15 protein-coding genes are annotated in these 18,880 nt (G+C 63.4%); 8 read left to right on the top strand and 7 right to left on the bottom strand.

What is annotated here, in order from left to right; all coding sequences use genetic code 11:
- Positions 1–25: 25 nt before the first annotated feature.
- A complete protein-coding gene (locus AB0M74_RS15405; RefSeq protein ID WP_364906996.1) occupies positions 26–496 on the top strand; it encodes a hypothetical protein in 471 nt (156 codons plus the stop codon).
- Between the two features lie 201 nt (positions 497–697).
- Here AB0M74_RS15405 and AB0M74_RS15400 read toward each other — a convergent pair whose 3' ends face one another.
- The 4 genes from AB0M74_RS15400 to AB0M74_RS15385 form a co-directional block, all read right to left on the bottom strand.
- Positions 698–1,195, bottom strand: coding sequence for a DUF456 domain-containing protein (locus AB0M74_RS15400; protein WP_364906993.1), 498 nt, complete (start codon positions 1,193–1,195; stop codon positions 698–700).
- 1,951 nt (positions 1,196–3,146) lie between these two features.
- Positions 3,147–3,713 (bottom strand): class IV adenylate cyclase, encoded by a 567-nt coding sequence (gene cyaB / locus AB0M74_RS15395; protein ID WP_364906990.1) that lies wholly within the window; start codon positions 3,711–3,713, stop codon positions 3,147–3,149.
- A gap of 7 nt (positions 3,714–3,720) precedes the next feature.
- On the bottom strand, positions 3,721–5,100 hold the full coding sequence (locus tag AB0M74_RS15390) for a hypothetical protein (protein ID WP_364906988.1): 1,380 nt from the start codon (positions 5,098–5,100) through the stop codon (positions 3,721–3,723).
- A 457-nt stretch (positions 5,101–5,557) separates the two neighbouring features.
- Positions 5,558–6,001 (bottom strand): hypothetical protein, encoded by a 444-nt coding sequence (locus tag AB0M74_RS15385; RefSeq protein WP_364906985.1) that lies wholly within the window; start codon positions 5,999–6,001, stop codon positions 5,558–5,560.
- 242 nt (positions 6,002–6,243) lie between these two features.
- On the opposite strand from AB0M74_RS15385, the gene AB0M74_RS15380 reads away from it, so the two are divergent.
- From AB0M74_RS15380 to AB0M74_RS15360, 5 genes are all read left to right on the top strand, one after another.
- The gene (locus AB0M74_RS15380) at positions 6,244–7,566 is read left to right on the top strand and encodes a helix-turn-helix transcriptional regulator (RefSeq protein WP_364906982.1); all 1,323 of its coding nucleotides are present in this window, start codon (positions 6,244–6,246) and stop codon (positions 7,564–7,566) included.
- Between the two features lie 6 nt (positions 7,567–7,572).
- On the top strand, positions 7,573–8,484 hold the full coding sequence (locus AB0M74_RS15375) for an aminoglycoside phosphotransferase family protein (RefSeq protein WP_364906979.1): 912 nt from the start codon (positions 7,573–7,575) through the stop codon (positions 8,482–8,484).
- Positions 8,485–9,511: 1,027 nt separating this feature from the next.
- Positions 9,512–10,453 (top strand): hypothetical protein, encoded by a 942-nt coding sequence (locus tag AB0M74_RS15370; protein ID WP_364906977.1) that lies wholly within the window; start codon positions 9,512–9,514, stop codon positions 10,451–10,453.
- A gap of 365 nt (positions 10,454–10,818) precedes the next feature.
- The gene (locus tag AB0M74_RS15365; RefSeq protein WP_364906974.1) at positions 10,819–11,919 is read left to right on the top strand and encodes a CaiB/BaiF CoA-transferase family protein; all 1,101 of its coding nucleotides are present in this window, start codon (positions 10,819–10,821) and stop codon (positions 11,917–11,919) included.
- Positions 11,920–12,142: 223 nt separating this feature from the next.
- Positions 12,143–12,583, top strand: coding sequence for a MarR family transcriptional regulator (locus AB0M74_RS15360; protein ID WP_364906970.1), 441 nt, complete (start codon positions 12,143–12,145; stop codon positions 12,581–12,583).
- A 55-nt stretch (positions 12,584–12,638) separates the two neighbouring features.
- Here the strand turns inward: AB0M74_RS15360 and AB0M74_RS15355 are convergent, their stop codons facing one another.
- On the bottom strand, positions 12,639–13,343 hold the full coding sequence (locus tag AB0M74_RS15355; protein WP_364906967.1) for a CoA pyrophosphatase: 705 nt from the start codon (positions 13,341–13,343) through the stop codon (positions 12,639–12,641).
- Positions 13,344–13,610: 267 nt separating this feature from the next.
- The gene (locus AB0M74_RS15350; RefSeq protein ID WP_364906964.1) at positions 13,611–14,417 is read right to left on the bottom strand and encodes an SDR family oxidoreductase; all 807 of its coding nucleotides are present in this window, start codon (positions 14,415–14,417) and stop codon (positions 13,611–13,613) included.
- A 132-nt stretch (positions 14,418–14,549) separates the two neighbouring features.
- Between AB0M74_RS15350 and AB0M74_RS15345 the strand changes: the two genes are divergently transcribed.
- Both AB0M74_RS15345 and AB0M74_RS15340 read left to right on the top strand, forming a co-directional pair.
- Positions 14,550–15,140, top strand: a complete 591-nt coding sequence (locus AB0M74_RS15345; RefSeq protein ID WP_364906961.1) for a helix-turn-helix domain-containing protein — start codon at positions 14,550–14,552, stop codon at positions 15,138–15,140.
- Positions 15,141–15,590: 450 nt separating this feature from the next.
- Positions 15,591–17,222 carry a hypothetical protein gene (locus AB0M74_RS15340; RefSeq protein ID WP_364906958.1) on the top strand — a complete coding sequence of 544 codons (1,632 nt, stop codon included), beginning with the start codon at positions 15,591–15,593 and terminating at the stop codon, positions 17,220–17,222.
- A 105-nt stretch (positions 17,223–17,327) separates the two neighbouring features.
- Here the strand turns inward: AB0M74_RS15340 and AB0M74_RS15335 are convergent, their stop codons facing one another.
- Positions 17,328–18,833, bottom strand: a complete 1,506-nt coding sequence (locus AB0M74_RS15335) for a PLP-dependent aminotransferase family protein (protein WP_364906955.1) — start codon at positions 18,831–18,833, stop codon at positions 17,328–17,330.
- Positions 18,834–18,880: the final 47 nt, after the last annotated feature.

Below are 18,880 nucleotides of genomic sequence, written 5' to 3'. Positions count from 1 at the left end.
CCAGCCATCGGGCGGCGGACAAGGCATGCCGGGCAGTGACGCCATCAGCGCCCAGTTGGAGACACCCGCATCCTTCATCTTCCGGCCGGGCCAGGTGTATTCGATGACTCTCGGCGAGGACGAGTACACCGGCCGCGGCGGCGGTGCCCATTTTGGTTCTGCAGTTCAGGTGATGTTCGTCGGCTGTGAGGCTAACGCCACGATGGTCACTGTCGACCTGACCGCGCGGACAACCGGCGACCCGACCAAGGTCAGTGAGACACCCGACGTGCTTGCCTACGACCAGCAATCACACCGGGTCTACCTCGCCGCCGAAAGCGGCTGGGCCAGCGTCTTCGACCGCGGCGACGGCCACACCACCGTCCTGGGCTCCAAGCACCTTGCTGAGGGCGCGCATTCGGTCGCCCTCGACCCGACCACCCATCACACGTTCTTCCCGATCCCCAAGGGCACGAACGGTAATCCGGCGCTATGGGAGTGCGAGCCCACCAGCTGAACACTCGCTCGGGCCCGTCGGTGTCGGAGTGTTGGACATCAAGCCGTGGTTTGCGGAGTTCGGCCCACGTGGAGAGATTCGCCGAGCTCTATGGTCCACTGAGATGCTGAAAGACTACTTCTAGGTCGTGCGCTAGGGGTGCCCCCGAGAGCGAATGGATTTCGCGTGGTGTCGCAGCCCCTAGCGCTGGGATGAATTCGGCTATGCCACTATCGCACCGATAACCCAGACCCCCGTCGCCAGCAGCGCCCCGAACAACTCGATCAACATCGAAAGACCGACACCCTTGAGCGCGTGAACCGTTGCCTGCCAAGCCTGTTGATTTCCACGCAAACGCTGAAACTCTGAAAGATAAACGCCGAGAACAAATCCCACGAACAGACCGACCACCGGGATCACGAAGAAACCGACGATGCCCAAAACCGCCCCGAAGAAAAGCGCCCGGTTGGAGACACCCGCATCCTTCATCTTCCGGCCGGGCCAGGTGTATTTGATGATCCCGGACAGCACAAGGAACCCGGTGCTGACGGCGAAAACGGTCCACGCGGTAGCGCCGCCCTCGACGAACGCCCAGACCGCGATGGCACCGAAAATCAGGATGACGCCAGGAAGTATCGGGACAATTATCCCCAACAGCCCCACCAGAATTACCAGGCCGACAAGTGCTAAAAACCACCCCTGGGTTGCGTGCGCTTCCACAGGTGAAGCCTAGAGGTCAAGACCGCCGGGGGCGAGTCACAGATGCCGGGATGCCGCCGGGCGCGGGAGACAGGACGGCGGGGCTGACGATGGTAAAGGGCAATCGAACCCCTGAACTTTTCATTACGAAAAGTAACGACTACCACGAACCACTCTGGGCTATCAAGCGCTCATCGTTCTGGGCTCTGAACTGGTGCTATAGCTATCTTTGACTACTACGGATGTTCGAATTCACGTTCGATCATGCGTGACGTCTCCCGACTTACTTGGGAATTCCTTGGGAGAAATCGGTACCTTCAGCTGGCGTGTCCAATCGCGACACGCCGTGATTCTTCGACTTCAGTTACCGATTGGCAACCCGGGGCTCCGCGCAAGCCCCCGGATAGTGGCAGACCGCATGTCGAGGAGATACCTCTGTGTACGGTGGTCGCATGACACTGCTCGTCAATGCAGTAGTAAAGGACCATGCGTTGCACGCAAGCGACCGTCTGACCACGGTTCAGAAATACGGCAAAACGCAACAGTGGGACGCGCGGGCCAACAAGACGATTATTGCAGTTGGTTCCGATGCATGGATAATTCTGTCATTCACAGGAATTGCATACCTAGAGAATAAACCGACCGACCAAGTAATCGCTGAGGCCATTACCCGCATACCCGATTTGACCGACGGCGCCATAGTTTCTAGACCGACACCGGCACCTCTCAATCTGCACGAAATTATTGACCGCGTCACTGAGGAGATTAAATCGGCCATCTTGCGCTCATCACACGATACGCGTAAGCACCCACTACTTATTGTCGGCTCCGGACTTCAGTTTACTCGACCAAGATGGCGACACCTGATGATCGGCTTAGAGTTTTCCAATTGCCAGTGTTACGGATTCATTGAACCCAATCGATTTCTATCCTGGCATGAACACCATGTTTTACCGGCAGGCTGCATAGACTCAACGGTTCTCGCAAATACGCGAGTTCAACTGAAGAACCATGGCCATCAGTCTCCAAACGCATTTAGATCCATTCTAGTCGATGCAGTGCGCAATACAGGACGAATATCAGATTTCGTCGGCGAAGACGTTGTCTCAGTCATTCTGTCTCCCCATGATGGCCAGATCCACATATACTTTGACTTGTCACCTACAAGCAACCCCATACCGACGCCTTCGACTGAAGACAGATATACTCTGCCGCCAGTCGAGTTGTACACTCCCTTTGTTGTTCTACCAAGCACAGTCTTATGTCCGTCAATATCTTCGAGCGGAGTATGGCGTTCTGATAACATATCTATCAATCTCCACGGCAATTCGAAAAAAAATTGGCGGAGCATACTACGGCGGATTCGATAGAAGACCACGACCCAGATGAAGGCCGGTGATGCACGCGTGTGCACTAAATTTCTTGGATAGAAGAATTAGAGAATGAATGGCAAACGAGCTGTCCAAATTGCAGCGATTGAAATCGAACTTCATACGAGTCTCCAGAAGTATCAACCTCACATATAGGGGACTCTCGTCCCCTGTGGTTCTGCGCCCGGGTGCCCGCCCGCAGCGTAGCGAGGACGGTGCACCTGGGCGGCGCGGCTTTGCCGCGCTCTTGATTCTGTAGAGGGAAATTCGGCAAGTTCTCTTTCTTGGGTTTCCGGTTTCTTTCTTCTTTTTCTTCCTCGCCCGGGGGCTCCCAACCCTTCTCGCTCTTCTACAAGCAGCCATCAATACTGCGGCACAGAAGATTTCGCGGGACTGATCGGATTCCCCGCACATCACGCGACGCGACCCGGCAGGTACCTCCGGGGCAGGGTTCCAGGATTGGGGAAACCGCACCCGGCACGGCGGACTGCTACATGCAAGAACCCCCGGTGTCCGAGGGGCTGTTGGACTGACACCGGGGGTCGGCCGTTCCTGCGTTCACGGCGAGGGTTCGCATGCGGGAGGCTCTCTGCGGGTTGTTATCAGTGGGCGGCGGCCATGACCAGATCGCGGTAGGGCAGGCCGACGACCGGGTGATCGGTTATGCCGAGTTCAGTTTCGACCTCTTCGAGATGGATGGTCGCGGCGTCCGTGTCGGCGGCGGTGACCTCGGTTTCGACGAAGGTTCCGACATCGGTGACGGCGTCGATGGCGACGATGATGTCGTCGTGTTCGGGGTGCCGGTAAATGGTGCGAGCCTTCTCGACACGGACTAGTTCGACCATGCCGATTGCAGCAAGCAACTGGTTGGCGGCTGCTGCTTGGTCAGGGCCACCGAGGGTGACGTTGGTTTCGCGTTTGGCAATCACGTCGGTGTCGCTGTGCGTGGCGGCGTTGGACGGGGGTTTATAGGTCATTTCGGCAAACCCGTCGCGTTTCCGAATACGAAGGCATTCAACGGTTTTCATGTAGTCAACATCCGGGCGACTGTAGTAGACGTCGACCTCGGTGAGGTGTCCGGCCTCGCGGTAGCCGCGTTCGGTGAGCCGCTGGCGGAGGGAACTGTTGTCGGGGAGTTGGCGTTTACGCTCGACCTCGATCAAGTGCATGGGTGGATCATCCTCTCGTGTGGATGGCGGTGTGGACGCGGGCGAGGCTGGGTTTGGAGCAATGCTGGCGGATCGTTCCGAGCGCCTGCTGTAGTGCCTCGGAATCGGTGACGGGGATGTTCTGAAACAACACCAACTGTTTGGCGTCGCTCAGTGCGTTGGCGAGGTTCTTGCCTAGGAACCGGTTGTAGTAGTGGCGTTCTCGTACGAACACATCGGCGGGTTGCACCGGCATGAGAACTGACGGTGTACCCGCTTCCGTCTCGGCGGAGTGGACGGCGAACGCCGTCAATAGCTCGTCGGCTGTGAGGTAGGCGTAGGTCTCGCGGCCTTCGCGCTCGAGCCAGCTACCCCAGATCCGGCCGCAGTCGTTGTTGCCGCGCTCGACGGCTGCGAGGAACAGGTTCACCGCGACATCGGTGACGGCGTCGAAGATGTCGCCGTCGATCACGTGATGGTCGCCGTAGGATTCGCTGACCGCCTGAATGTTCGCGCGGTCGTTGGTCGACATCCGCGCGCTATCGGTGAAGGCGAAGTGCACGCGCTTGTGACCGGTGCGGAAATCTATCCAGTCTCCCGAGAGTTGACCGTCGAGAACAGGCGTGAATCCCAATATGCCAGACCGCCATACGTGATCGCGCAGGGTGATGTAGTGGCGTTGCGCTTCGCGGAACAGTCCGATCGGGGCGTGGATGACGGCGCAGACGCGGGGGTCGAGTTCTGGGGCGGCGACGATGCGGGAGTTCTGGCGGACGATGACCTCGTCGTCGTGGTGGTGGTAGGGGTGGGTGCCGTGGTGTAGGTAGTGCGGCAGGAACAGGCGCAGGAACTGCAACCATGATGGGGCGCTGTAGGACTGGACAGCGGGCTCGTGCAGTGACGGTGCGTCGACGGCGTACACGTCACGGTAGACGAAGAATCCGTAGGGTTTCAGCACGGTCGGGAAGGTCCGGATCATCGTGTGCAGGCCGCTGTAGGCACCGCCGTAGGAGTAGACCTCGTGCAGCAGCGCCGATGCGCTGATGACATCGACGGGTTCGTTGACCAGTGCCGCGATGTCTTGGGCCCAGCCATGCACGAGTGCACAAGTGCCGACCGTATTGAAGCGGTCAATGGCCTGGGTGAGTGAGTGGGACGTTATTCCAGGTGCCTCGATGAGGGTGAGACGAACATTGCGGGGCTCGGCCTCCAGCTGTGACGCCAGGAATGCGACGGCCGCGCCGCCACCAGGGCCGATCTCGACGATGTGCGGGTCGGCATCGCCAACCCGAGCAAGAGCCCGGTGAACGAGTAGACCCTTCTCGTGGCCGTGGTCGTTGGCGGCCACATCGAGATAGTTGGATTCTGATTTCTGTTGTTGGGCAAAGGCATTCGATGTACCAATCATCCCGCACCGCTGGGTTTTGGTCGGGGAATGCGGCCGGTCGACAGAATGACCAGGGCATGGGGGCGAGGCTTCAGTAGGGCGATCGGGTAGTTCGGCAGTGTCATCGCTCGCGGCTCCAACTGCGCTTCCAGCTACGAACCTCACTGGAGCTCCCGCGAGGCGTCCGGCTTCATCCGCCCGGCATCGATCAGCACTTGCCGAGCTGCTGCCTTCCGCGGGCACTGATCAGCGCGGCACTGCCTGTGACGTTGCATCGTCTGGTGAGCTTCGGGAACGCTCAGCAGGTGCTCAGGAGCCTCGTGCGGCCACCCGGCAGGCCACAGTCTGGCATCGGCCTGCTCGGCTCTCACTCGCTCACGTCGGCGTTCGGCGCGCCACTCGGCCTGCACACGGTCGATGATCTCTTGCGGTGACACTTCGTCTGCCTCGGCTTCTCGCCACCAGTTGAACCCCATCGTCATCCCCTGCCGTGGTCGAACATGTCAATCCCGACTTCCTCGACTTCATGGACGAGTCCAGCGCCGGTTAGGGATTCGATAACGTCGCCAATGCGCTCGCCAAGGGCGGCCATCATCTGAGTCCAGGTGAATTGGTGGCCCGTCGAACCGTCTGGATAGACCGGCGTCCAGGTGGAGTCGTCGTAGCGCAACCATTGACACGGAAGCCCTTCAGACTGCTGGCTGATATCTGGCATGGCCTCCAATGCGGAAGCCAGCCGTGCCAACTCCTCCACCGTGGCGCCCGCTTCGCCCTGTAAAGCTTTGCCCCTGCACCCTGCCCGTTCAGTCGTAAGCTCGCTTTTCAGCTCGGCTGCAACGCTTTCCAGCCCCCGGCGAACCTTGGAAGGGCTGACATGGAGCGGCGTGGCGTTCGCAGCGCATTTCTCATCGTTCCGAGTCATGAACGTTGCCTCCCTGCGATTTTCGGATTGCGCCCGACGCCGGGGGCTTGCGCCACCCACCAGCGGCACTGCCGGTCGATGTGCCGAGATAGGAGTCGGCATCGGCCCGGCGTCGGACGCAGGTTCAGTCTGTGACCTGGCGCACGGAGGTCGGTATATGTTTGATGCGGACAGAAAATCTGTCCGCATCCGAGGCTGTACCGGAACCGGTCCCAAACGACCAGGTCACAGAGGATGAAGCGATGGCCCAACAACCGCGTGAGCTGGCCGCTATGGAGTCGGCGCAGCAGTTCTTCGGAGCGGAACTGCGGCACTGGCGACTGTTGCGGAAGATGTCACTGAATCAGCTTGGTGGGATCACTCACGACAGTGGTTCGCTCATCGGCAAGGTTGAGAAGGCCGAGAGGCGTCCCGGGCAGGATTTCGCACAGCGGATGGATGAGGCACTGAAAACCGGCGGCGTTCTCAGACGCATGTGGGCAGACATGAATTTGCCTGCGAGCCAGGCCGATTCGACTGTCCCACTTGTCGCGGACGAACCGAACGCGCCATGGGCCGGCTGTGACGTCTTCGATCCCGTACGCGAATGGCTTGACGAGACTGTTCCGGTCTTCGCTACCGGCGAGAACCATCGGCGCGTTGGGACCGCCGACATCGAGGTCATGTGGTCGATGTGCGACGTGTTCTCGAATGCAGATCACCATCTCGGCGGCGGATACGCGCGCGCGACACTGGCGCGGTTTCTTGATGATGTGGTCGGACCGGCGCTGCGTGGTTCGCATGACGGCCGTACCGCGCCCGAGTTGTACGCCGTCGCAGCCCGACTGTGCGACCTCAGCGGCTTCATGTGTTTCGACTCGGCGCGACAAGGAATGGGACAGAGGTACTTTCGGCAGGCGCTTCGGCTCGCCAAAGCGAGCGGAAATGCCGCGTTGGGAGCCCACATCCTTACAGATATGTCGATGCAGGCGCACTATCTGGACCGCACCAAAGAGGCGCTGTGGTTCGGTACGGCGGCCGTGCGGGCGGCAGAGCAGTCGGGCTCGCCGAGCACCGCCGCCCGATGCAATGCGCTGTTGGCGAGAGCGCACGCACTGAACCGAGACGCGGCCGCGGGCGCACAGGCGATGTCGGAAGCTGAGCGTCGCTTGAACCGTGCCCGTCCGGACGACGAGCCCGACTGGATTCGGTTCTTCACGGAACGGCAATTGACGGCCGAGTTCATGTACGTGGCGCACGATGGACGGCATGCGGCCGATGTCCAACAGCGTGCGCCGCTGGTTCTGGCAGATTCAGTTGGCATGGAGCGGAGGCAAGTGTTGGTAGCGGCAACCCTGGCAGCGTCTTACGTACCCGAATCCGACGGTGCAACGGTGAAAGGTGTCGAGATCGAGCAAGCCTGTCATGTGCTCCGAGACACGATGCGTGCCGCCCGGGGACTGACGAGTGCACGCGGGATCGAATCGATCAATATCGTGCGTCGTCGCTTGGCACCGTACGCCGACCTCGCTATCGTTCAGCAGGTCGAAAACGAATTTCAAACCACAGTGGCACTGGTCGGGTAGGGCTGCATGTCGTCGGAAGAGTATGCGGCTCTGCGTCTCGCGTGCGAAGCCTGCGGGCTCGATCCCAGCGGCGCGGAACTCATCCACCATTCGACCAACGCTGTGTACGTACTACCGCGTCACACAGCCGTTGGACGGGTAAGTGTCAACGAGGCGGACCCGGACCGGCCGCGACGGACCTACGCGGTAACCCACTGGTTGACCACACACCACAAATTCGGTGCGACGGCGCCGCTGCCTGGCGTGGAGCCCGTCCGGGTCAACGGATACACGGTCGGATTCTGGCAGTACTACCCACAAACATCCAACATCGCCGGGCCAACATCGAAAGAGCTCGGCCGCCTGCTGCGTTCACTGCACGACCTACCTACGCCAGATATCGAGCTGCAACGATGGATGCCGCTGGAGTCACTTCGCGCAGCGTTGCTCGAGGACACGGCAAGCGCCATCAGCGAGGACGAACGGACGTGGTTGCTGAGGCGCGTCGACGAGATCCGCAAAGAACTGAGCCAACTCGATTGGCCGTTAGGAATCGGCCTCATCCACGGCGATGCCTGGGCGGGAAATCTTCTATGGGACAACAGAATTAATCCGGCGCAGCCGATCCTCGGAGACTGGGACTGGGTCAGCATCGGCCCACGAGAAGTCGACCTGATACCGACATGGCATGCCACGGTGCGCTACGGGCGGGACGAGACGTGGGTTCGGAACTTCATCGAGGAGTACGGCTACGACCTGTCGGAGTGGTCCGGATACCGAGTACTGCTCGATATGCGGGACCTTGTTCAGGTATCCGGCCCTCTCCGCCGGGCGACGGCGTCAGCAGAACACGCCGATCGGTTGCGGCAACGAGTCGACGATATCCGTGCAGGTTACTGGAATACGTCTTGGAGCCAGTACATTCCGCACGGCCATTAGCCGCTGACGTGACCGATTGGGCCTGGTCCGTTGCCCTGAAACCTGCCGAGTCAGGCCGCGTTATCGCGTATCCAATATTTGGCATCGAGCCCGGCTCCGGTTGTCAACATCAGACTGGGGCTTTCACCAGGCAACTTGTCCCGCTGCGAGACAGTCCCCGACGCACTGGCAAGCACCAAGCGCCGGAAAGTGCCGCCACCCGTTCCGCGAGGTGTGGGGTTCGGTGAATGCGCCGGACTTACCCGGTTGACGTTGGTATTGCTCATTCGACACGCGGCCGGGCCGACACGGCCGCGTGGCTGGATAGCTGTGGTGGCGGTGTGCTTTCCACAATGATTGTGTGGGCTCGGAGGCTTGACGTAGCACGTCAACAGGGGATGGATGATGGAAGTTGTCGTGGGGACGACTTAGCAGACTGGGCGCAACCGTAGGTGCCGGTAGCGCCCGACAACGAAAGAACGGTCATGCTCTCGACCCCCTTGACACACTCTCGGTTTCACCGCAGCTTCACCCCACTCGCTCTTCCCGTGATCCCCCGTGTCCGCTCATCGTTTTGTGACGCGGCAGCATGCCAGGCTCCGGAATCCACACCGGCAGTGTGGATATCGGGGCTTCACCCCCATCTGCGGTGAGATTGTTGCGGGAAAGCCACACCAAACGGGGTGAGGTTGGGAGCATTTACCGAAAAATAGGGCAAATCGATGTGTGGACGCGAGACCAATTCAACCCGGACTCGGCGTGACGTACACGGACCCACACCCCGGGCAATCGATTCGCTATCTTCACCACGCCCCAGCGACCCAGCCCTAGTTGATCGCGGATGAAGGCGGCCAGTTCGTTGTTGCTGAAGGCGGCCAGCAGGCAGGCGGCCTCCCGAGCCGTTGCGTCGGCGAACTCGTGGTCCGAGTTTCCGCGACCCAATCCGACGTTCAGCTAAATATCAGCTACTAATATCGACACGGGCGCCACGCCGGGAGGCCACGGCGCAGTAGAGCGGTCGAACATCACAGCGAAAGGGAAATATCCCATGCAGCGAACCACTCTCTACCGTGCGCTCGCGGTCACCGTGATTGCCGTCGTCGCAGCCACTGGCGCGCAACTCGTTGCCGGATACGGCACTGCGTCGTCACAGCCGTGGACCGGTAGCGGTAGCGCCGAGCAGTTCACCCTCGCCGCAGACAGGTCGGGGCAACGATGGGCCTCCGCCGCGTCAGCCACCGTAACGCCCGGGGTGCAGACCAACACCCAGGGCGGGAGACAGTGCACGGCGAACTACACCTTCGTCGACGCTGCCGGCAACGTGTACCTCGGTCAGGCCGCGCACTGCGCGGGTACGAGTATCGGCGATCTGGCCGACCCCGACGGCTGCACCGCCGACAGTCTCCCCCTCGGCACCACGGTTACCTTCAACCGTGGCGGTCTACTGATGTTCCCGGGCGAGGTCGTCGGCACCGGCCGTCTGGTCTACAGCAGCTGGCTGGCGATGCAGCACAACGGCGAGAAGGACCGCAATACCTGCGCCTACAACGATTTCGCGTTGGTGAAGGTCGCCCCCGAGGACGTCGGCAAGGTCAACCCGAGCGTGCCGTACTGGGGTGGTCCCGTCGGCATCAACACCACCGGAAGCGGCATCGGTGACCGCGTTTACGGTTACGGCAACTCCGGCCTGCGGTTCGGAATCGCCGAACTGTCCCCTCGGACCGGCCAGAGCAAGGCCGACGGGCATGTCACCGCCGGTTGGACACACGCGCTGACCGCGACCATGCCAGGGATACCCGGCGACAGCGGCAGCGCCTTCCTCGACCGCAACGGCTATGCCCTCGGCACGCTGTCGACGCTGGGCATCGGTGTGCCGATCGTCAACAACATCGGTGACATCAGCCACGAACTCGCATACGCCCGAGCACATTCCGGCATCTCGGGACTCTCGCTGGTCCTGGGCACAGAACCGTTCGACCCGAACCGCTGAGAGTGTCGGCCACGAGGCGACGTTCTCGGCACGGCCGTCCTCGCGGGGTCGGAGATCACGCCGGCGCGGCCCCGAATCCGCACCGTGATGTCCGGAATTCCACGTAGCAGGCGGATCTACGTAGGCCTGGTGGCACCGAACCACAACTGCGTGGCGGCGTGGAGCGGGTCCGGTTCGGCGGCGTCCGGAGGGGGCGAGGACGATGCCCGGGCTATGTAGCAGCCCGGCCGCAGCAGCAGCGCACAGTGAGGTTCCGAACGGGAGATCCGAAGTTATTGTCATACTGTCAATACACCCCCGGGCCGCTCCCGGGCGGACGCACCGCCTCGCCGGTGCACTGGATCAACGACGAACCGAGGTAGGGCGTGAGCACACCAACCACCGCCACCAAGCAGGGCCCGCTCGCGGGCATCAAGGTCATCGAGCTGGCCGGTATCGGTCCGGGTCCGCATGCGGCGCTCCTGCTGGCCGATCTCGGCGCAGATGTGGTGCGGGTGCAGCGGCCGAACCTGCTCCCCGGCTTCATGGAACGGCCACAGTGGCGTGGACGCACCATTGTCGAGGCGAATCTGAAGGATCCCGCCGATATCGAGAAGGTGCTCGGACTTGTCGAGAAGGCCGATGTGCTGATCGAGGGCTTCCGCCCCGGTGTCACCGAGCGCATGGGCCTCGGGCCGGATGCCGCGCTGGCGCGCAACCCACGCCTCGTCTACGGGCGGATGACCGGATGGGGACAGGACGGTCCGCTCGCCGACCGCGCGGGCCACGACATCAACTACATCTCACTGACCGGTGTGCTGAACGCGATCGGCCGCAAGGGTGAGCGCCCGGTACCGCCGCTGAACATGGTCGGCGACTTCGGCGGCGGCTCGATGTTCCTGGTGTTCGGCATCCTCGCCGCCCTGGTGGAGCGGCAGAGTTCCGGCAAGGGGCAGGTGATCGATGCGGCGATGATCGATGGGGCCCTTGCCCTTTCGCACATGATCTGGGGCATGCGGGGCATGGGCCTGTGGTCCGACGAGCGCGGCACCAACCTGCTCGACACCGGCATGGCCTTCTACGACACCTACGAGACCTCCGACGGCAAGTACATGGCCGTCGGCGCGATCGAGCCGCAGTTCTACGCCGAGTTGCTCAACGGCCTCGAGATCGATCCCGAGGGCCTGCCGATGCAGATCGACCCCAATGGTCAGGACCAGCTGAAGAAGCTGTTCACCGAGAAGTTCAAGACCAAAACCCGCGACGAGTGGGCCGAGATATTCGACGGCACCGATGCGTGCACCACACCCGTCCTCACCTTCACCGAGGCCGAGCAGAACCCGCACATCGTCGCCCGCACCGGTCTGATCGAGCTCGACGGCGTCGTCCAGCACGCACCCGCCCCACGCTTCTCCCGCACCCCCAGTGCCACCCCCACCCCACCGCCGACGGAGGCGACCCCGTTCGAATCCGTCTGGGCCGACTAGGCCTTCACCGCACTACCCGAACGGCACGTTGGATGACCACACGTCATCGAGCGTGCCGTTCGCCGCTCGGAGTGCGACCCCGCCCCGGGCGACCGGATGAACACGATACGGTCGACGACCAGAGCATTCGTGGACATTGCGCCCCTTTCGTTGACTTCTTCAACGTTGGTTCCCCCAACCATGTAGAGATTCATTGGCTGCGCCAACGATGTATGGTTGCTTCGTGGAGGAGAAACCCGCACGCCTGACCGCAAAGCCGAGCTGGCTGCTCACCCAGTTGGCGGTGCACGCCCACCGTTTGGCGTCCGACAGCTTCGGCGAGGTGGGCGCGCGTGGGTACCACTACCGCATTCTGGCCGCACTGGACGAGTTCGGGGTGGCCAGCCAGGCCGAGCTCGGTCGCCGGTGCAGCATGGACCGCAGCGACGTGGTGGCGGCGATCAACGAACTGGCGGAGCAGGGTTTCGTCGAGCGGACGCCGGACCCGGACGACCGAAGACGCAACATCGTGACCCTCACCAAGGCGGGCGATCGGCAACTGCGCCGCATGGACCGAGCGCTCGACAAGGTGCAGGACGACCTACTCGTACCGCTTTCGGCCGAGGACAGACAGAACTTGACCCGCCTACTCACTCGACTCCTCACCTACCACCAACGGGACTGAGGAGGGCAGGCGCGAACCCATCACAGTCGGTGGGGCGCGGCTCCGATATCGGCGGCTACCGACGGGTCCAGTCAGGCTGAGCGAAGTCGGCTATCCGCGCCTCGGACGGATCACGCCCCAGTAGTACCACCTCGCGGAACTGCCAGAGCATCGCGCCGGTCGGGGCGTGGATCGTCATGGCACTGCCGAGTCGCATCTGCAGCAGGCCGCGGGCATCGGCGACAGGCGACGGCGGGTTGCCAGGGAGCTCGGATTGCCGCACCGCCTCCCGAGGGTGGACCCATCGCGGTGTGTCGTCGGCGGCCAGTCGAGCGAGATCCACCAGATGGACCGAATGGATCTCGTCGGGGCTCGGCGTCAGGCCGGCCATATCGGCGAGGGCCGCCACGAACGGGGTGATCACGAATCCCGATGCGGCGGGGAAATCGTCGAGCCTGCCGAGCAGGTCGGCGGACGTCGCGGTCAGACCGAGTTTCTCGTGCAGCTCTCGCAAGGCGGCCTGCTCGGCGGTTTCGCCATCGTCCAGTCGGCCGCCGGGCAGCCCCCACTGTCCCGCATTGCGGCCTCGATAGGCCCGTTTGATGACGATCACCGACGGTGGCCCATCAGCTGGCTCCACCACGCACAACAGCACGGCAGCACGCCGGATACCAGGGGCTTCCGGAACCTCGATGTGCGGGTACTCGCTCAGTCGCGCACTCGCGAGCACACGGAAATCATCGACGTTCTCGGGGACGCGCGGTCCCGTGGTGGAGCCCATGCCCTCGATACTGCCCCACTCACTCCGGGGGCGGTCCACAGCTCCACAGCGACATCCGCACCCACCGCGGTCCGTCGAATGAGATGACACGGGGCGGATGCTCGGGCATCTGCCATGGCAACCGGCGGGCACCTCGGCAACGTTGCCGAACGCCTCGACCCACAGCAGCCGGACGCCCATTCCCAGCCATGCCCGCCTACACCGGCCGCGAACCTCACCCGACGCTGTTCGCGCACCCGGGGGCCGTACGTGCCGGACGCTTCGGACTCAGGCAGCCGTGGCCGCCGCGTCGGCCACTCCACGGGTGACCAGTTTCGCGATCCTGGCCACGAAAGTGCGTGGGCGGCGGGGCATCAGGTGGGCCGAGGCGAAGTTCCCGACACCGGGGACCACATAGCCCTTGTTGCGCTCCAGTGCCCGCAGGGCGGAATCCACAACCTGTGTGACGCTGCCGATCGGTGCGCCGATGGCGGCTTTCCGCGTGCCGACCACGTCGAAGAACTGGGTCTCCGTCGGGCCGGGGCAGACCGCGAGAACCTTGATGCCACGGTCGCGGTATTCGCTCCACAGCGACAGGCTGAAGTTGAGAACGAACGCCTTGCCCGAGGCGTAGGTGGCGAAGTAGGGCGCGGGCTGGAAGGCGGCGGTCGATGCGACGTTGACGACTTCGCCGCTGCCGCGCTCGAGCATTCCGGGGAGCAGACGGCGGGTGAGGCCGGCCAACGCTACGACGTTGACCATCAGCTGGTCGTGTTCGCGGTCGGCGGCGAGTTCCTCGAAACGGCCTGCGCTGCCGAAGCCCGCATTGTTGACGAGGGTGTCGATCGAAAGTCGCCGAGCGGCAAGCTCGTTCGCGATGCGAGCGGCGGCATCGGGTTCGGCGAGGTCTTGGCCGATGATCTCGACGCGGACACCGTGGCGGTCACGCAGTTGCGCGGCAAGGGATTCCAGGCGGTCCAGCGAGCGGGCGACCAGGACGAGATCGTGGCCGCGGGCGGCGAGGGCGGCTGCGAACTCGGCGCCGATGCCGGAGGAGGCGCCGGTGACGAGGGCGGTTCTTCCAGAGCGGGTCATGTCTAACTCCTTCGATCGAATGCAACATCACAGTAGCTGTAATTCCTCAAATTGCAACATCGATGTTGCACATAAATCTGAAAATGACCGCCGCATGTACTATGTCCAGCAGTAATCAGCAAAGAGGAGCCCATGCCGTCCACACCCGCACGCCCACTGCGCGCCGACGCCGAACGCACCGTGCGCGCCATCCTCGACGCGGCCGAGCGGGTACTGAGCGACAACCCGAACGCGACGCTGGAACAGATCGCGGAAGCCGCGGGCGTCGCACGGACCACCGTGCACCGCCGCTTCGCCAACCGTGAGGATCTGGTGCGCACCATGGCGGTCACCGCGTGGCGCCGAATGAACGCGGCGGTCGATGCGGCCCGTCCGCAAACCGCCCCGCCGCTCGTCGCGCTCCATCAAGCGACGGCCAATGTCATCCAGATCAAGTACGGAGCCTCCTACGCCCTCGACCGCATCGACGTCACCGACCCCGAAGTCGCCGGGATCCAGGCAGAGGTCTTCGCGAAATGCGATACGGCGTTCGCGCGCGCGCAAACCGAAGGCATCATCGCCCCCGAGGCCGACCTCACCTGGGTGCGCCGCGTCTACCTGGCACTGATTACCGAAACAGTGCACGGTGCAACCGAATTCGACACCACCACCGACCCGGACACGCTCGCGAGCCGCGTCGTCGACACCCTCCTCGGCGGCCTCGGAGCCGGACGCGGGCGGTAATCGACCGCAGCCGAGGTCGGCCGGGCACGGCAAGACAGCAGCCGTAGGAGTGGCCGTCACGCCCTGCGGGGCAGCATCTCGTAGGCGCCACCGCACCAGTGCAGTGTGCTGGATACGGTGGAGTTCGTGCGCGCCGATCGTGATCCGCACGGCGACCCGACTATCCAGACCACCCTTGCCAACCGTGGCGGGCACAAGCCCGCGACCCGGTGAACGCGACTTCTACCATGTTCTCCTACGTCGTTCCGACGCATCAGGCCCGGATGAATCGGTAGTAGAAATCGGAGTACGCATGACTCACGCACCAGCTCTCGTCGCTGGCGGTAGTGGAGTTTTTACCTGGCGGAGGCACTCATCTTCCACGCCGTTTTGGGTGAGACGGAATCCTCCGACGACAGGTTGCCCCCGACAGTGAGCATCGGCCGAGGGAACTAGCATCGGATGGCCGAGATGCCAGAGATTCTGATGCCGGATCAAACCGCGCCAGGTTATCCAGACGCCTTCAAATTCTCACCGGCCGTGGAAAACTACTACCGGGGCTTGCCGCGCACCCTTCGTAGAAACTGGGACAACTACGGCTCCGACGCTGCTGTGGTGCCGAACGCGTCGACTGTTCGCCGAATAACAGGAACCGCACGCGCGCATATCAAGAGCTACGAAAACCTCACCGAACGACTCGACCAAAGGTTTCGTGAACTCCAGGAAATGGATGAGCGGCTGGCCGTTCAAATCAATAATTCGCTGCTCGCCACCCGTAAGGGACGACAGCAGATCGAAGCCGCCATTCAACGAGTCAACACCGAGGCGGGAACAGTTCCGGTCGGGATGAGCAAAAGCGTTCATATCCTCCGGTATCTATCCAACGGACTCGACCACATCGATCAAATTGTTCAGGACACAACAAAATCTCAGCGGAGTCACGCCAGTGTGGTAATCGGGCTGAGCACACAACTGATCGAGTCGACACAACAAGCGGCGTCGGTCACTACACCCGCCGAGCAGTCGCCCGGAATCCGGTCGGCAACCGGCGACGGCAGCGGGCGGATACCGGCGAGAACACCCACTTCGATCGACGATCGCGAAGCCGATGACCACCGGGCTGTCCCCGCGGCGCACTCACTCGTGATACCCCGCACCGGCACACCAGCTGGGGACGCCACCCTCGAGTCACCCGAACTGAACGCGCGGTCGTCCAATGCGCACGATGCTTTCCGCATCGGTGCGACCGAGCAAGCCCATCAGTCGCCGACAACGCACACCGGCACCCCGCCCGTGCATGCGGTGCGAGGCGGCGGCGAAAGTATCGCGGCGCTGCCGGAACCCGCCGCACAACAACACAAGCGCACGCCATGGACCAGCCGAACCGATACCGCCGGGGGTAGCCGAAGCAGCAATCCCCACCAGCCGGACCAAGCCGCCATCGGTGCGGGTGTGGGGCCGGGTCCGCGCAACCCCGCGTACTCCGCGGCGGCGGCCCGGGTCGGCGTGCGGAACAAGTCGCGCAAGCGATCGAGACGAGCGCCTGTGATGTACCTGTTCCCGGACGGCAGGACACAAGAAGTAGCACCGGCGACCGCGGCGGTGCTCGATGCCGCGTTCGGCAATCGGCTGGAAACGAATGCCCGATTGGCGGTCTCCGACACAGGAACAACCGCATCGACCGAACGTCATCCAACCCCAACCCGGCGTCCGTCGCGGTCAGCCGTCACAGGGGATACCGCGGTATGGTCTCGACGCAGCGCCGTGCTCGTCGTCTTCGGAGCCGGCACCACGCGAACACGCGAAGTGATCATCGACGGACGACTGCGGCCTTTCTCCGCGCGCATGCGCGACGAGCACGGCGAATTCGGCGCCTTCGACGGCTTCTACTGCCCATCGCACGCCGAACCCGAAGCCGACAATTCCGGGACCACGCATGATGCCACCGGCCCGGGAAGGAAGTCTCGGCACAAGCCCGCACAAGATTCTCCTGCCGACGTCACCGCGAACAGTGTGGCGCCGCGCGCTGGGAACCGAGGTCACCGAACTTCGCCCGCGGATACGCTGTCGACACCGGCCGGGATTCGGGCCGACGGCAACTGACCGATCAGCTGAAGCACCGGCACCGCGCGGCTACTCGTCGGGACGGTGACGATACGCGCCGAGCACATGGTCGCACGTCCCAAAACCCTTCGGGCCGAACAGGTCTCAGTAGCAGGTCAGTGGCTGGAGCGGGTCGGCCGCTCGGGGGGTCAGCGCTTGATAGGCGGCGGCGATCGACTTGACCGCGAGTCGGAGTTCGGGTTCCTGATGGGTGAACGGCAAGCGCAGGAAGCGTTCGAAAGCGCCCTGTACGCCGAATCTCGGTCCGGCAGCAAGCAATACGCCGTGGTTGGGGCCGGTGGCCGCGAGAGCGGTGGAGACCGGGGCCGGGAGCTGAGCCCAAACGGACATGCCACCGGCACCGGAGGTGACACGCCAATCGGGCAGTTCTTCGGCCAGCGCTGTCAGCAAAGCGGCACGCTGGGAGAGCAGTTGGCCGCGGCGGCGGTCGAGGATGGTCTCGGCATTCTCCAGCAGATGGGTGGTGGCCAGCTGGTCCATGACGGGGGTGCCGAGGTCGACAGTCGAGCGGATGCCGAGCAGTTTGGTGATGAGCGCCTGGTTGGTGCGGATCCAGCCGACGCGCAGGCCGCCCCAGAAGGACTTCGAGGCCGACCCGATGGTGACGATCTCGGTGCCTTTGGCGAAGGCGGCGACGGGCGGCGGCGGGGTGGCGTCGGTGAGGTGCAGGTCCATCATCGACTCGTCGATCACCACGGTCATGCGGGTGTCGCGGGCGATGGCCGCCAATTCCGCGCGTCCTTCGGCGTCCAGCAGCAGGCCGGTCGGGTTGTTGAAGTCGGGCACCAGGTAGGCGAGCGTGGCCGCGGTTTGCCGTGCGGCACTGCGGATTCCATCGAGATCCCAGCCCGAACCCGGGGTCTCGGGACGCAGCGGCACCGGCACCGGGCGGGCGCCGACATCGCGGATCGCCTCGATGGCGTTCGGATAGGTCGGATGGTCGATCAGCACCCGTGCCGCCGGCGCGGTGAGCACATTGAGCAGCAGCCGCAAACCGTGCTGGGCGCCGAGGGTGATCAGGATCTGGTCTGCTCCGGTGGGCAGGCCACGCTCGGTGAAGCGACGCGCCACCGCCTCGCGCAGCGCGAGGACGCCGACCGGGTCCATGCCATGGGTCATGAGGTAGGGCGGAAGGCCCTGCAGCGCTGTCGAATACGCGTCCTGCATTTCCAGCGGCGCGGCCATGGCGGCATAGGTCATGTCGATGGTCGGCAATTCCGGCTGCGCCATCAGCGCCAGGATGCTGCGCGCGGGCTTGGCGCCGTCGTGCTGGATGGCGGGCGGCAGGGCCACGGTGCTGCGGGAGCCCTGCCGACTGATCAGGTAGCCGTGTTCGCGCAGCAACGCGTAGGTGGAGGTGATAGTCGTGCGGCTGACGCCGATGGTCGCGGCGAGGTCGCGTTCGCTGGGCAGCGCGACGCCGAGCGGAGCCCTGCCGTCGTGGATGAGTAGCCGAATGCTTTCGGCGAGGGCCAGGTAGGCCGGGCGCGCGGACCTGCGGGACTCACCGGATTCCCCGCCCTCGTCCGCACTGCGCCACTGCCCCAGGTCCCGAGCCAAGCTGGCGGCACCGATCACTCTTGTCGACATAAAGTCCAGTATCGACGAAGTGGATATTCCTTGGCAAGGCCAGTCGG

It is taken from the genome of Nocardia sp. NPDC051463, assembly GCF_040681975.1.
Classification (GTDB): Bacteria; Actinomycetota; Actinomycetes; order Mycobacteriales; family Mycobacteriaceae; genus Nocardia.
Note: the sequence above shows the minus strand (reverse complement) of the source record. Positions and strands in the feature narration are given on the sequence as shown.

Excerpts from the sequence above, each read along its gene's own strand:
- cyaB (WP_364906990.1), bottom strand. The coding sequence starts at position 3,713 with ATGCACTTGATCGAGGTCGAGCGTAAACGCCAACTCCCCGACAACAGT.
- AB0M74_RS15370 (WP_364906977.1), top strand. The coding sequence starts at position 9,512 with ATGCAGCGAACCACTCTCTACCGTGCGCTCGCGGTCACCGTGATTGCC.
- AB0M74_RS15380 (WP_364906982.1), top strand. The coding sequence starts at position 6,244 with ATGGCCCAACAACCGCGTGAGCTGGCCGCTATGGAGTCGGCGCAGCAG.
- AB0M74_RS15375 (WP_364906979.1), top strand. The coding sequence starts at position 7,573 with ATGTCGTCGGAAGAGTATGCGGCTCTGCGTCTCGCGTGCGAAGCCTGC.
- AB0M74_RS15385 (WP_364906985.1), bottom strand. The coding sequence starts at position 6,001 with ATGACTCGGAACGATGAGAAATGCGCTGCGAACGCCACGCCGCTCCAT.
- AB0M74_RS15405 (WP_364906996.1), top strand. The coding sequence starts at position 26 with ATGCCGGGCAGTGACGCCATCAGCGCCCAGTTGGAGACACCCGCATCC.
- AB0M74_RS15350 (WP_364906964.1), bottom strand. The coding sequence starts at position 14,417 with ATGACCCGCTCTGGAAGAACCGCCCTCGTCACCGGCGCCTCCTCCGGC.
- AB0M74_RS15340 (WP_364906958.1), top strand. The coding sequence starts at position 15,591 with ATGCCAGAGATTCTGATGCCGGATCAAACCGCGCCAGGTTATCCAGAC.
- AB0M74_RS15335 (WP_364906955.1), bottom strand. The coding sequence starts at position 18,833 with ATGTCGACAAGAGTGATCGGTGCCGCCAGCTTGGCTCGGGACCTGGGG.
- AB0M74_RS15355 (WP_364906967.1), bottom strand. The coding sequence starts at position 13,343 with ATGGGCTCCACCACGGGACCGCGCGTCCCCGAGAACGTCGATGATTTC.
- AB0M74_RS15390 (WP_364906988.1), bottom strand. The coding sequence starts at position 5,100 with ATGATTGGTACATCGAATGCCTTTGCCCAACAACAGAAATCAGAATCC.
- AB0M74_RS15345 (WP_364906961.1), top strand. The coding sequence starts at position 14,550 with ATGCCGTCCACACCCGCACGCCCACTGCGCGCCGACGCCGAACGCACC.